General features: G+C 33.2%; 1 protein-coding gene. It reads left to right on the top strand.

Annotated elements, in window-relative coordinates; all coding sequences use genetic code 11:
• Nucleotides 1–518 (top strand): FeoB small GTPase domain-containing protein (locus ACP5QL_RS09275; protein WP_428127320.1); only part of this gene is annotated, 518 nt, incomplete at both ends.

Genomic DNA, 518 nt, shown 5'->3' with positions numbered 1-518 from the left:
GCCTGGAGTAACAGTTGAGAAAAAGACAGCTACATTTAAAATTGATGATTTAACTATTGATCTCGTTGACCTTCCTGGAACATACAGTCTTAGTCCTTATACCCAGGAAGAAATTATTGCAAGGGATTTTATTGTAAAAGAAAAACCTGACATCATAATTGATGTTGTTGATTCAACAAATCTTGAAAGAAACCTTTATCTTACAATTCAACTTCTTGAACTTGGAATTCCTGTGGTTGTTGCGTTAAACATCTATGATGAGGCAAAGAAAAAGGGGTACGAGATAAATACAAATGCAATGGAGCAACTACTTGGTATAAAAGTAGTTCCAACTGTTGCTACAAGAAAAGAAGGAATAAAGGAATTACTTCAAGCTATAAAAGAAATTGCTGACTCTCCAGATAAATTTAGACCCAGAATACTTAATTATGGAGCAGAGGTGGAAAATGCATTAAAGATAATTGAAAATGGAATAAGGCAATCTCGTAAGGAATTAATTGAGATTTATCCGATAAGAT

The sequence above is a fragment of the Dictyoglomus sp. genome (assembly GCF_049968615.1).
GTDB lineage: Bacteria > Dictyoglomota > Dictyoglomia > Dictyoglomales > Dictyoglomaceae > Dictyoglomus > Dictyoglomus turgidum.
This window is presented reverse-complemented; position numbering and strand designations above follow the sequence as displayed.